The sequence below is a fragment of the Rhodococcus sp. RCBS9 genome, assembly GCF_029457415.1.
GTDB classification, from domain to species: domain Bacteria; phylum Actinomycetota; class Actinomycetes; order Mycobacteriales; family Mycobacteriaceae; genus Rhodococcus_F; species Rhodococcus_F qingshengii.
Genome location: NZ_CP120422.1, coordinates 5,033,498 through 5,046,202, shown reverse-complemented (window position 1 = coordinate 5,046,202; position 12,705 = coordinate 5,033,498). Strand labels below are relative to the sequence as shown.

The window sequence follows — 12,705 nt, the reverse complement described above, 5'->3', positions numbered from 1 at the left end:
GCTCCTCATGTCCAGCTGTAGAAGAAAGAGCGGCGCGGAGTGAGGGCCCAGTCGGTCGTCGACGAACACACTCGTTCCTTGACGAACGCACCCGCCCCGCCTGCGACGAACATGCCCGTTGCGTTGTCGACACGAGTGGTCCGCTGGAACACACCTCGCCGCCTCCCGAGACTGATGCACCGGCCTGCGAACTTCGGAGCCACCGGGCGCGGCGCGGAACCTTCGAGTCGATGCAGGATCGTCTCGGCCGCATGGACTCCCAAGGGAATCGCGGCCTGACAACTCATCCTCAGTAAAAGATCACCGACTGCGACCGCATCACCCGCACCGACGATGTTGGGGTGGGACGAGCATTCGAGTCGGTCGTCGACCTTCAGACGACCGAGACCGTCGACGGGAAGGCCACTTCGGCGCGCCAGATCGGGGACCCCGAATTCTGTCGCGAGAATCGTGCAATCTGCCTCCACCCGTGCGCCTCCCGCAAGCTCGCAGGACGAACCGTCGATCCGCGTCACCCGGGATTCGGTGACGATGTCGACCCCAAGATCGGTCAATGTTCTGAGAATTGCAGATCGCGCACGCTCTGACAGATCCGGGGCCACGATTCCTCCGGTCACCAAAGTGATTCGGCTGCTTCGCTGCTCAGCCAATTCTGCGGCAGTCTCGATTCCGGTGAGACCGCCGCCGACAACGCAGACCGTAGCCTTCCCGTCGAGTGTCGCCAGTCTGGATTCGAGGCGAACCGCGTCCTCGAATTCGGAGACGCTGAACCCGTGCTCCGCCGCCCCGCCGATAGTGCTGGGTAACTGCCCACTTCCGACTGCGTAGACCAGATAGTCGTAGTCGAGCACACTGCCGTCGTCGAGGGTAAGCCTGCCGAGCCCCGCCTCGATCGTCGTCACCTCTCCGAAGACTCGGTGTGCCGCACGCGGTAGCGCCCTGTCGAACGAGACCGTCGCGTCGTAGCCAGCCGCGATCATCTGATGGAGCCTGATTCTTTGCACGAAGTGTGGGCGCGGATTCACGACGGTCACCGTGATGTCCGACCGAGTTCTCAGCAGTCGCTTCGCTGCCATGCCGCCCGCATATCCTGCCCCGATTATCACCACGTGTGCACTCATGGTTCTCCGTTCCGCCAACGGTCCCCATGCTGAGAATGCACGGGATGATCAGGCCTCATCGCGGACGTTATTGAACATTGACGCCCTGGCGTTATGGCGGTCGACACATCTAGGCAGAACTGTGCTGCATGCAATAGAGACTCGAAAAACACAGGGTCGACAACACAACACTGGCTCGAAAACAACAAATGCTCTGCACCAATGGTGCAGAGCATTTGTATTGGGTGGAGCTAAGGGGACTCGAACCCCTGACCCCCACACTGCCAGTGTGGTGCGCTACCAGCTGCGCCATAGCCCCGTATTCAGTTCGCTCTAACAGTCGAACTCGCAGCGGCTGTTCTGCTTTCCGCTTGCTGGAAGAAAGTTACACCACTTGACTCGTGGGCAACAAATCGCCTGGTCAGAGCGAAGCGGCCGCTCCTTGTCGAAGCGGCCGCTCCAGCTCAAGAGGAGAGCTTGGAAACCCAGTCGCTGCTGCCTGTGTCAACGATCTTGCCGTTCGCCACAACCGTGGGCGTCCCGTTCGACCCGACATCCTTGAGCGCCTGGCTGGCGGCCGTGGCATTGGCCGCGGCGGCTTCGACGTTGGTACCGGAAGAGATGCAGGTTGCCACGTCCTCGGATGCGCCCGCATCACGAGCGATCTGGGCGAGGTCGTCGTTGGTGTGGTCGCTGCTGCCGCCCTCGGCAGGCTGCGTGTCGGTCGCGAAAAGCTTGTTGTGGAATGCGGAGTACGCAATCGCGTCACCACCCTGAGCGACGCAGAGCAGAGCGGCGCCGGCCCGTGTGGAGTAGTCACCGCTGCCCGACGCCCGGTTGAGGAAGTTCAGCATGTGGTATCGCACGGCGACGTCACCGTTGTCGACAGCGGCCGCGAGAGCCTGGCCACTGAGGTGTTCGAGAGCGGCACAGGCGGGGCACAGCGGATCCTCGAAGAGATCAATGGTTGTCGCGGCGGAGGGCTTGCCGAGCAGCACCACTCCGTTGTCCTGCACCGTGACGGCAACTTCGGAACTCTGCACGGAGCCGTAGCCGTCGTTCTGGGGCTTGTTCTTGCTGTTCGTCCACAAGACACCGCCGATGACGAGGGCCGCGATCACGAGCACCGCGAGGCCACCGATGATGTAGGTGGAGCGGCTCGAGACCGGTTCCGGCGAGTATTTGTTCTTGCTGCTCTTGGTGCTCACGCTGATGCAGTCCTTCGTGCGTCGAAACGATTTACCGATTGCTTACCTTGCCACTGAAGACTGAGTATCCACTGAGAACGCCGCGCGTGATCCGGGCCCCAATGCGAGTGGCGAACGCGGGAACACGAGCAGCCAGACGGCAAGTGCCAAGAAGCCCAGGTCGCGGAGAATCTCCTTCGAATAGTCCCAAGCGCCGACGTCGGCTGCACCTCCGCCGCCGAAACATCCGCAGTCGATGGACAATCCCCTGGCCCACACCGAAATGATCACCGCAATGAGAACCGTGAGGATGACCACCGAGACTGCAGCGGATGCTCGCACCGCCAACCCGACGAGGATCAGCAGGCCCAGGACTATTTCGACCAGGGGAAGAGCCGTCGCCACCGGACCCACCAGTGACTCGGGCAATAGTTGATAGGCGCGCACCGCGATCTTCGTCTGAACGGGATCAAAGAACTTGAGTCCCCCGGAAATCAGCCAGACGGCCGCCAAACCCAATCGGGCCACAAGACTCACGATGCGAATTGCCACCCGATCGAGAGTACAGAATGCCCGGTCAGTCCAGGTTTGTCCGCGCAGGAGTATCCGTTAGCACCGTCACATCAGTCAGATCTTCTACAACGGATTCGACAGGCTTCGTTCGCGACGGGACGAACAGCCACCCCGTCGCCGACACGACAACGACGGCTCCCATCACTGCGAAGGCCGCCGAGTACGAAACATGTTGGGCGATCAGCCCGGCACAAATCGGCGCCACTACCCCACCGATGTCGGACATCATCTGGAATACCGCCAGAACGGGTCCGCCTCGGGCCGTCGATCCGACAACATCGGCAACCGCGGCCTGCTGGGCCGGACTCATGAGCCCGGAGCCGACACCAGTCACTGCGGCGATGGCGAAGAACACCACGAGGTTGTCGGTGAATCCCATTGCGATGGTTCCCAGACCACAGATGAGCAGACCGCTCACGACAAAGGGCTTGCGTCCGAAGCGGTCGGAGAGTCGTCCGGACACGATCAACACCAACGCATTGCCGACGGCGAAGATCGTCAGGGCGTAGGCCGCAATCGAGGGGTCTCGGCCGAGGAACTCGACGACGAACAGGGGAACCATGGCAACGCGAACTCCGAAGATCACGCCGCCGAAGGCGAGATTCGATCCGAGCGCTGCCCGGTACACCGGAGACTGGAGGCCTTCTGTGAGAGTCATCGACTTCACATCGACAGCCTTGTCCGGTGACGCCAAATGAGATCCACGCAGGCTCACGAAGACAACGAGCGCGGCGATCACCAACGCAATTGCGTAGATGATGAACGGCATCCGCAGACCGAACTGCAACAGCGCACCGCCGACCAGCGGGCCGCCGATCGATCCCATGAGAAAGCTCGTCGCGTACAGACCCGACACGCGGCCGCGACTGTCCGGCGGTGACATGCGAATGATCAGCCCGAGAGCCGACACCGTGAACATGGTCGACCCGATGCCGCCCAACGACCGGAACAGCAGAAGTTGCCAGTACTCCCCCGCGAAAGCGCACGCACCGGTCGAGACCGCGACGATCAAAAGGCCGACGATGTAGACCGGACGCTCACCGAGTTTCTGTACCAAAGTGCCGCTCATCGGCGCGAACACCAACCGCATGAAAGCGAAAGACGAGATCACGATCGTGGCGGCGGTGACCGATACATCGAAGCTGCGTGCGAACTGAGGTAGTGCCGGGGCGACCAACCCGAATCCGAGGGCGATGACGAAGCTGGCGGCGACCAGTACCCAAATTTCCTGTGGCAGCTTGGCTGCACGAGTTTTCATGTCGCCCGGAATTCTAGCCGGGCGACATGAGCGGTCCGCGGGCTAGTTCGCCTTCAAGACGCTGGACACCAAGTCCTTGGCCGCTGCCTGAACCTGAGCCAGATGATCGGCGCCCTTCATCGACTCGGCATAGATCTTGTACACGTCCTCCGTGCCGGACGGCCTCGCTGCAAACCATGCGTTCTCCGTCGTCACCTTGAGACCACCGATCGCCGCGCCGTTTCCGGGCGCGGCAGTCAGTGTCGCGGTGATCGGTTCACCCGCCAGCTCGGTTGCACTCACCTGGTCGGGAGACAGTTTTGCCAAGACTGCCTTCTGTGCGCGTGTCGCGGGCGCATCGATCCGTGCGTACGCCGGGCTCCCGAACTTCTCGGCCAACGCGGCGTAGTGCGCTGACGGAGACTTTCCCGTCACCGCGGTGATTTCCGACGCGAGCAACGCAAGGATGATGCCGTCCTTGTCCGTCGTCCAGACGGAACCGTCGTGTCGGAGGAAGGACGCGCCGGCGCTTTCCTCGCCGCCGAATCCCACAGACCCGTCGAGCAATCCGGGAACGAACCACTTGAACCCGACCGGAACCTCGAGCAATTCGCGGCCCAGGCTGCTCACGACACGGTCGATCATCGAGGAACTCACGAGGGTCTTGCCGACCTTGGTATCTGCGCCCCAACCTGGCCGGTTCGCGAACAGGTACTCGATGGCAACGGCCAGATAGTGATTCGGGTTCATCAAACCGCCGTCGGGAGTGACGATGCCGTGGCGGTCGGAGTCCGCATCGTTTCCGGTCGCGATGTCGTAGCGATCCCGAATCCCGATCAGCGACGCCATCGCGTCGGGCGACGAGCAGTCCATGCGGATCTTGCCGTCCGTATCGAGCGTCATGAACCGCCAGGTCGGATCGACGAGAGGATTCACCACTTCGAGGTCGAGTCGGTGAGTTTCGGCAATCGCGCCCCAGTAGTCGACGCTTGCCCCGCCGAGGGGGTCTGCACCGATCGTGATTCCGGCATCGCGGATCGCGTCGAGGTTGAGGACACTGGGGAGGTCTTCGACGTAGTAGCGGAGGAAGTCGTAGCGTTCGACGCGGTCCAGCGCTTGTGCCGCCGTCACACGCCGTACCCCGGAAAGCCCCTTGCGCAGTAGCTCGTTCGCTCGATCGGCGATAACCGACGTCGCATCCGTGTCCGCGGGCCCGCCGTGCGGCGGGTTGTATTTGAAGCCACCGTCACGAGGCGGATTGTGTGACGGTGTCACGACGATGCCGTCGGCTTTGGCCTCCGGACCCGTCGAGTTGTATCGCAAGATCGCGTGACTGACAGCCGGGGTGGGAGTGTAGGCGTCGCGTGAATCGACGAGGACGACGACGTCGTTGGCGACCAGGACCTCCAAGGCCGACAGCCAGGCCGGCTCCGAGAGCGCATGTGTGTCCCGGCCGATGAACAGCGGGCCGTCGATTCCCTGCGAAGCGCGGTACTCGACGATCGCCTGGGTTGTCGCCAGGATATGAGCTTCGTTGAACGCCGAGTCGAGACTGGAACCGCGATGTCCTGAAGTGCCGAAAAGTACCTGCTGCATCGGGTTCTCAGGATCCGGAGTGCGCGTGTAATACGCGGTGACCAGATGAGGAACATTGATCAGATCCTCTGGCAGAGCCACTTGTCCTGCTCGTTCGTGCGCCACGAATCCCCCTCGGCCCGGTGGTCGACCACTGTGTCGACGCGACTGTGGACAATTGTCTACCCTGGCCGCGTGGCGTGCACGCTCGGCGCCGGATCCGTCAATCCGTGATCTGGATTCCCAACCACGCAGCGGACAGTCCCACGATCAGACTGAGGACGATGTAGATCAGAGAAAGCGCCGTCTGGCGCCTCTCGATCATCCCGACGTTCTCGGTCGCGAATGTCGAATAGGTGGACAAGCCGCCGCAGAAGCCGGTCGCCAGAAGTGCGGCCATCTCGGTGGAAAGAGCTGCCCCGGTGAACAATCCAAGGAGGAAGCAGCCGATCACGTTCGCGGCGAACGTCGCAGCCGGAAATCCCTTGTACGCGGGCACATACCGCGCCAACAGGTACCGGCCACTCGCACCAGCGCCGCCGCCGAGCGCCACCAGGAGAACTGTCATGCCGACGCTCCGTCCCGCGCGCGGATCCAGCGTTCACCGAGCCCTTTGCCCAGTGCTGCAGCGAGGATCGCGGGAATCAACGTCCCGAGAACATAGAGAATCGATCGCCACGGACTCTCCGTCACGGCGTGAACCGCGAAGGACGAGAAGGTGGTGAAGCCGCCGCAGAAGCCCGTGCCGAGAAAGAGGTACCCAACCTTGTTGTGCACGAGCAGGGCCGCGAGAACACCGAGAACGAACGAGCCGACGACGTTGATGACCAGCGTCGTCCAGATGTGGGGAAAGAGCTCCCCCAGACCGTAGCGGCTGAGCGCGCCCAACCCTCCGCCGACGGCAACCGCGCATACCGCAGCCGGCAGTTTCAGATCACCCATGCTCTGGCCTCACCCGAAAGAGCCTACGTCCCGGAGCGGGCTTTCGGCGGGCGAGGAATGAAGTAACTTGTCCGCTGCTGATACTCGCGATAGCCCGGACGCTGTTCCATGTGTCGCTCGAGCAACCGCGCTCCGGTGGCGAAGACCAGGAAGTAGGTCATGGCGATCGGTGAGAGGACGGTCAACACCCCCGGCCACACGGACGCCGAGACGAGGAAGATCCCCCACCAGACACACGCGTCGCCGAAATAGTTGGGATGCCGCGTCCATGCCCACAAACCTTGATCCATGATGTGGCCACGGCTGCCCGGATCGGATTTGAACTCCTCCATCTGTCGGTCGCCGACCGTCTCGAACGTGACGCCGACAATCCACAGCGCGATTCCGAGTACGACAAGAAGTCCGAAGCTGCCGTTCGACACTGCTGCGACCTGGATCGGCAGGGAGACGAACCACAACGAAATCCCCTGCGTGAGATAGATCTTGCGGATCGCATACAGCGTTCGACTACCCGTCGCTCGTCCGAGCATTTCTTCGTACCGCGGGTCTTCACCTTTGCCACGCGATCGAATCGCCATGTGCGTCGCCAACCGCAGACCCCAGATCGCCACGAGCGCAAGCATCAGCAACCGGCGCCAGAGGTCGCCAGTTCCCACTATCGCGGACACGAGCGCGATCAGAACGAAGCCGGCGCCCCATGACACGTCGACAACGTTGTGGCGCCCGATCCGTACACCGATCGTGGCTGTCACCGCCATTCCGACGGCGATCGCCAGCAGACTCGTGAGTGTGACCACTCCGAACGCGCCCCAGTCGAATCCGTTCATCGCCGCGACACCCACTGCGGCCGTACCGGTTCCATACCCGATCGACCATCACCGTGCGGCCGGACCGACAGAATCTGATCGACGCCCATCCTGCCGTCCCGAAATGCCATCCCTCCGCCGACGAGGTAGAGACGCCACACCCGGGCGACTTCGACACCTACGAGTTCCACGACGCGATCCCAGTTCGATTCGAAGGTCTCGACCCACGCGTCGACGGTCCGCACGTAGTGCTCACGCAGGGCGTGGACGTCCCGCACTTCGAGTCCACCTTCCTCGATCATCGCAACAGTGCGACCGACGGGCCGCATGTACATGTCCGGCGCGATGAACGACTCGATGAACGGACCTCCCCCGGGGTGCGAGCCAGTGCGGGACATCTGCTGAATCAGCACACGGCCACCGGCAATAACATTGTCGTGGAGCGCTTTCACGTAGGTCGGATAGTTGTCCTCACCTACATGCTCACCCATCTCGATGGAAGCGACCGCATCGAAGGGACCGTCTGGAATCTCTCGATAATCTTGGAGGCGAATCTCGACCCAGTCTTCCAAACCGAGCGCGCGGACCTTCGCGTCGACAAAAGCCTTCTGCTCCGCCGAGATCGTGATTCCGACAACCCTGGCGCCGTACTCCCGCGCTGCATGCAGGCTGAGCGAGCCCCAACCACAGCCGACATCGAGAAACCGCAAGCCTCGCGCTCGATCGAGACCGACCTTGCGGCACACCAGGTCCAGCTTGTCTGTCTGTGAGTCTTCGAGCGTGTAGTCCGGTGCATCGGAAGTCCAATAGCCCGAGGAGTACGCCATGTTCTCATCGAGGATCAATTGGTAGAAATCGTTCGACAAATCGTAGTGGTGCCCGATTGCCTCGCGGTCGCGGGCGAGGCTGTGCAGGCGCCCCTTCACCTGAGCCTGCGACGCCGGCGGAGCCAAAGGTCTCCCGAAAGCACCGAAGGATCGCGCAGCCTTGACCGCGGCCAAGACGAGCGACGGTGTCGGGGTAATCGACCCGAGCCCCCGCTCGGCAGACACCTTCCACACGTGTGTGAGTGCATCGCCTAGATCGCCCTCGACGTCGAGTTCACCGAGAACATATGCCTGCGCAGCCCCCAACTCGCCGGGATTCCAGAGCAAGCGTCGCAAAACGTTCGGGCTGTAGAGCGTCACTTTCGGAGCATCTTCCGGACCTGCTGTGCTGCCGTCCCAGGCAGTCAATCTCACCGGAAGTTCGCCGCCGACAAGTGGACTGAGGATGTCCGAGAGACGGCCCGCAACGCCGGTACCCTGTGCCGTTCGATCCATCGTGGCGGTCATCGCTGGTTCCTCCGATCGAGAACAATTTGCTGGACGTCGAGATACCCCGACCGAAACCCCGCCTCGGAGTAGCAGAGATAGAAATGCCACATGCGTGCGAACACTGCGTCGAACCCGAGCGCGGACGCCTCGTCGGTGCGAGCGCTGAATCGCTCGTCCCACAGTCGCAACGTCTGCGCGTAGTGATCGCCCATCGACATCCGCTCACGCACCCGCAGGGTTGTCATGCGCTCGGTGACGTCCTCGATCGCCCGCACCGACGGGAGAAATCCGCCGGGGAAGATGTACTTGTGCACCCAGGTGTAGGTGTTGCGGGTCGCGAGCATTCGATCGTGCGGCATCGTGATGGCTTGGATCGCCGCGCGCCCACCCGGCGCCAGCAGGGCGTCGATCGTCTGGAAGTAGCTTCCCCAGTACTGGTGGCCGACGGCCTCGATCATCTCGACCGACACAACGGCGTCGTACTCCCCCTGTACCTGCCGATAGTCGAGAAGGTCGACCTGAACGCGATCTGCCAGTCCCGCAGCGCTTATCCGCTTCGCTGCCAATTCCTGCTGTTCGACCGAAAGTGTCACCGAGCGCACCGTCGCTCCCCGTTGGGCAGCTCGGATCGCCAATTCTCCCCAGCCTGTGCCGATTTCGAGCACTCGCGAACCGGGTCCGACACCTGCGCCATCCAGCAGTCGATCGATCTTCCGATGCTGCGCCGCTGCGAACACGTCCCACGACGGGGTCGCCCCTACCGACAGATCCTCGAAGAGGGCACTGGAATACGTCATGGTGCCGTCGAGGAACAGTTCGAACATCTCGTTCGAGAGGTCGTAGTGCCGGGAGATGTTCGAGCGCGTGTTCTGCGTCGAATTCCGTTCACTGCGAGGCTGCTTCGGAATGTAGAGGCCTCGTAGCCGCTGCAGGAAGTCGGGAATGAGCGTCGCCACGCGGGAGGCGAAGACTTCCAGGACCGCAGTGAGGTCGGACGCTTCCCAATCGCCCGCCATGTACGACTCGCCGAATCCGATCAAACCACTGTCACCCACACGAGCAGCGAAGTCGTCTGGGCGGTGAATGACCATCAACGGCGAATCGGGGCTACCGCCACCGGAGAACTCACCGTTGGGCATCTGGACACGCAGCGGCAAACGTGCGACCGCCTTGTGGAACAGGGCGCGGGCAACCGGTGATGCAACCCGCACTTTGAGCCCGCTCGGCACTGTGGCGACGCCCGGCCACCGCTCGGTTTCGATCGTGTGAGCGGAAGGTTCGGTGCCGAGAGTGGTCGTGGTCATTGCACTGCCTCCTGCGGGTGATGTTGCGGTCGGGGAACGATGGGTAAGCGCCTGGCCCACAGCCGGATTCCTTGAAATCTGATCTGCGCGGAGACTCGGAGCGGAGCCAGCGGGATGGCGAGCGCACTGCGCACGATCTCGCGCGTCGTCGCCGGCACACAACGACCGGACACCGTGGCCACGAAGGGCGCCTTGCCGTCACGGGCCAGAACTATCGAGAGCGCGAGCGCGGTGTCGGGTAGCGGAAGTCGCATCCGGTACTCGCCGTCCAGATCGTTGAACGGAGATACGTAGAACTCTTTGGACGTGCGAACCCCGCCACGTTCGTCGGTTTCGAGCAGGTAGCAGTGCCGTTCGCCGTAGGTGTTGTGAACCTCGGCAACGACGCACCGCTGACTGCCGTCGTCGTTCAGACACCAGAACACACTCAGCGGGTTGAACACATGGCCGAACACACGCGCGTTCGTAAGCATGAGGATGCGACCGCCGGCGAACTCCAGTCCGTTGGTTGTCAGAAAAGTCTCGACGTTGGCACGAATCGATCGAGTGGGGTCGCCGAGGTGATCCCCGGCGTCGAACTTCGCCAAGGGCCGCAAAGCCTTCGGGAGCTCGGGCAAATCGTCGACGTCGACGAGCCAACTGTAGCTTCGGTACTCGAACTCGTTGTGCAACGGCTCCGTTCGTACGTGTCGGATGCTCGTATGAACGATGGACGGCGTGATGGGAGTAGTCACGGCCACCGACCTCCGGCGCGTTCGGCGGCACGCAGGCCAGACAGTGCACCGTCCTCGTGGAAGCCCCATCCGTGGTACGCGCCGGCAAACGCGAGTACGTCCGAGTCCAGCTCGGGAAGCCGCGCTTGAGCGGCGACGGAGGTGGGTGTGTACTGCGGATGCTCGTAGGTCATCTGATCGATCACCGAGTCCGGGGACACCATTTCGCCTCCCCCCAAGGTCACTAGGTAGCGCCGGCCAGTCTCCGGGAGCCGCTGCAACCTCGTCATGTCGTAGCTGACCAGAACGTGATCCGGCTTCGCGTTGCATTCAGGGATGTAGTAGTTCCACGACGCGCGCGCATTGGTGTTGCCGGGCAGCACATTTTCGTCGGTGTGAAGCTGGGTGTGGTTGACGGAGTACGGCATTGCGCCGAGGACCTGGGATTCGACAGGCGTCGGATCCGCCAAAATCTTCAGCGCTTGCTGCGGATGCGTTGCGACCACGGCTGCGTCGAAGGTCTGGATCTGGTCGTCGCCGTCACGAATGTCGACGCGATCATCGAACCGGTGGATTGCGCGCACCGGCGTGTTGAGGCGGATATCCCCGATACTCTTGGCGACGAGACGAACGTATTCGCCCGATCCACCGGTGACTGTTCGCCAGGTCGGCGATCCAGTGACGCTCAGCATTCCGTGGTGATCGAGGAACGAGAACAGGTACCGCGCGGGATATTTCAGCGCCGAGCCGGGATCACACGACCAGACTGCCGACACGAGCGGAGTCATGAAGTGAGCGGTGAAGTAGTCGGAGAACCGGCCGCTGCGCAGAAACACCCCCAGTGTCTGGTCGGGTGCCGACGGATCCGTGTTGTCGAGCAGGGCTCGGGCACGGCGATGGAAGCGCTTGACCTCCATCAACATCGACAGAAAGCTGCCGTTGACAAGGAGCCCCGGCGTCGGGAGAACGCCGCGCAAACCTTGGCCTCCCGAGTACTCGAGCCCGCACCCCCCACACCTGACCGACATGCTCATATCGGATTCCTGCGTAGGCACATCGAGTTCTGCGAACAATCGCAACAATGTCGGATAGGTGCGATCGTTGTGGACGATGAACCCCGTGTCGATGGCGAGGCTTCGCCCTTCCGGGTCGGTGACCGAATGGGTGTCCGCGTGCCCGCCGAGCCGTGAATCCGCTTCGTAGAGGGTGACGTCACTGTCCTTACTGAGCACCCACGCCGCTGTCAGACCTGCGACACCACTACCGACGACGGCCACCTTGCGCTTGTCGGAACTCATCGTCGTTCTCCCATCTTTGTTGCGGCTACCCCGCGACTCATTCCTGCGATTGCATCCGCGACGAGGCGATGCCAAGTCGCCGCCCGACGGAGCATGAAGTGGCCTGCGCCGTCGATGCCGATCCATTCAGCGCTCTTACCCGACTTCTGCAGTTCGTCAACTTTCCGACGAGACGCTGCCGGGTCGGTCCACGAGTCGGCCGTGCCGTGGAGCACAACCAGTGGTGTGTCCGAATGCAGATTCACCGACGTTCCATCGGGCCACCACGGCGCCAGCGCAACCACACCGACCACCGCCGGATCGCCACACAGTTCGGCGGCGACCCGTCCGCCCATCGAGTGCCCCAGCAAAATCACCCGAGCTTGTGCATTACGTTTCGTTATCGCGTCGAGTGCGGCGCGGGCGTCGGCGACCGGACTGCGCTCGGCACCGTTCCAACCTCGAACTCGATAGCGAGCCTGCACCGCTTTCACACCGGAGAGGCGAAGCTGAGCGGTGAACGGGCACATCCGAAGGTTGGACAGATGCCAGGCGCGAGCCGGGCGATGGCTCGATACCTTTCCTCCAGGCAGCACTAGCACCACCAGGTGCTGGTCACCGTCCTGCTGTTGCCGTCGGTTGGGCGTCATACACGGCATTCGGAGCCGAAAACCA

At 62.6% G+C, this 12,705-nt stretch carries 13 protein-coding genes and 1 tRNA gene; all 14 read right to left on the bottom strand.

Annotated elements, in window-relative coordinates:
- Positions 1–5: 5 nt before the first annotated feature.
- The 14 genes from P0M12_RS23660 to P0M12_RS23595 all read right to left on the bottom strand — a co-directional run bounded on the left by P0M12_RS23660 (position 6) and on the right by P0M12_RS23595 (position 12,680).
- Positions 6–1,121: an FAD-dependent oxidoreductase gene (locus P0M12_RS23660; RefSeq protein WP_277376911.1), complete on the bottom strand. Its 1,116-nt coding sequence runs from the start codon at positions 1,119–1,121 to the stop codon at positions 6–8.
- Positions 1,122–1,346: 225 nt separating this feature from the next.
- Positions 1,347–1,419 (bottom strand) — tRNA-Ala (locus P0M12_RS23655).
- A 145-nt stretch (positions 1,420–1,564) separates the two neighbouring features.
- Positions 1,565–2,308: a DsbA family protein gene (locus P0M12_RS23650; protein WP_054827383.1), complete on the bottom strand. Its 744-nt coding sequence runs from the start codon at positions 2,306–2,308 to the stop codon at positions 1,565–1,567.
- A gap of 42 nt (positions 2,309–2,350) precedes the next feature.
- Positions 2,351–2,839 (bottom strand): MauE/DoxX family redox-associated membrane protein, encoded by a 489-nt coding sequence (locus tag P0M12_RS23645; RefSeq protein ID WP_003942318.1) that lies wholly within the window; start codon positions 2,837–2,839, stop codon positions 2,351–2,353.
- A 25-nt stretch (positions 2,840–2,864) separates the two neighbouring features.
- A complete protein-coding gene (locus P0M12_RS23640; RefSeq protein WP_030534968.1) occupies positions 2,865–4,118 on the bottom strand; it encodes an MFS transporter in 1,254 nt (417 codons plus the stop codon).
- Between the two features lie 42 nt (positions 4,119–4,160).
- Positions 4,161–5,798 (bottom strand): phosphoglucomutase (alpha-D-glucose-1,6-bisphosphate-dependent), encoded by a 1,638-nt coding sequence (gene pgm, locus P0M12_RS23635; RefSeq protein WP_042924497.1) that lies wholly within the window; start codon positions 5,796–5,798, stop codon positions 4,161–4,163.
- 97 nt (positions 5,799–5,895) lie between these two features.
- The gene (gene crcB / locus P0M12_RS23630) at positions 5,896–6,240 is read right to left on the bottom strand and encodes a fluoride efflux transporter CrcB (RefSeq protein WP_003942344.1); all 345 of its coding nucleotides are present in this window, start codon (positions 6,238–6,240) and stop codon (positions 5,896–5,898) included.
- On the bottom strand, positions 6,237–6,614 hold the full coding sequence (locus P0M12_RS23625) for a CrcB family protein (protein WP_007731302.1): 378 nt from the start codon (positions 6,612–6,614) through the stop codon (positions 6,237–6,239). Before P0M12_RS23625 ends, crcB begins: the two co-directional genes overlap by 4 nt.
- Before the next feature lie 23 nt (positions 6,615–6,637).
- Complete coding sequence (locus P0M12_RS23620; RefSeq protein ID WP_141487442.1) at positions 6,638–7,441, bottom strand: DUF1295 domain-containing protein; 804 nt, start codon at positions 7,439–7,441, stop codon at positions 6,638–6,640.
- Positions 7,438–8,754: a cyclopropane-fatty-acyl-phospholipid synthase family protein gene (locus P0M12_RS23615; RefSeq protein ID WP_277376907.1), complete on the bottom strand. Its 1,317-nt coding sequence runs from the start codon at positions 8,752–8,754 to the stop codon at positions 7,438–7,440. Before P0M12_RS23615 ends, P0M12_RS23620 begins: the two co-directional genes overlap by 4 nt.
- Positions 8,751–10,040 carry a cyclopropane-fatty-acyl-phospholipid synthase family protein gene (locus tag P0M12_RS23610; protein ID WP_277376906.1) on the bottom strand — a complete coding sequence of 430 codons (1,290 nt, stop codon included), beginning with the start codon at positions 10,038–10,040 and terminating at the stop codon, positions 8,751–8,753. Before P0M12_RS23610 ends, P0M12_RS23615 begins: the two co-directional genes overlap by 4 nt.
- Positions 10,037–10,780 (bottom strand): DUF1365 domain-containing protein, encoded by a 744-nt coding sequence (locus tag P0M12_RS23605; RefSeq protein ID WP_277376905.1) that lies wholly within the window; start codon positions 10,778–10,780, stop codon positions 10,037–10,039. Before P0M12_RS23605 ends, P0M12_RS23610 begins: the two co-directional genes overlap by 4 nt.
- Positions 10,771–12,051, bottom strand: coding sequence for an FAD-dependent oxidoreductase (locus P0M12_RS23600; RefSeq protein ID WP_277376904.1), 1,281 nt, complete (start codon positions 12,049–12,051; stop codon positions 10,771–10,773). Before P0M12_RS23600 ends, P0M12_RS23605 begins: the two co-directional genes overlap by 10 nt.
- Positions 12,048–12,680 carry an alpha/beta fold hydrolase gene (locus tag P0M12_RS23595; RefSeq protein WP_030534974.1) on the bottom strand — a complete coding sequence of 211 codons (633 nt, stop codon included), beginning with the start codon at positions 12,678–12,680 and terminating at the stop codon, positions 12,048–12,050. Before P0M12_RS23595 ends, P0M12_RS23600 begins: the two co-directional genes overlap by 4 nt.
- Positions 12,681–12,705 lie beyond the last annotated feature (25 nt).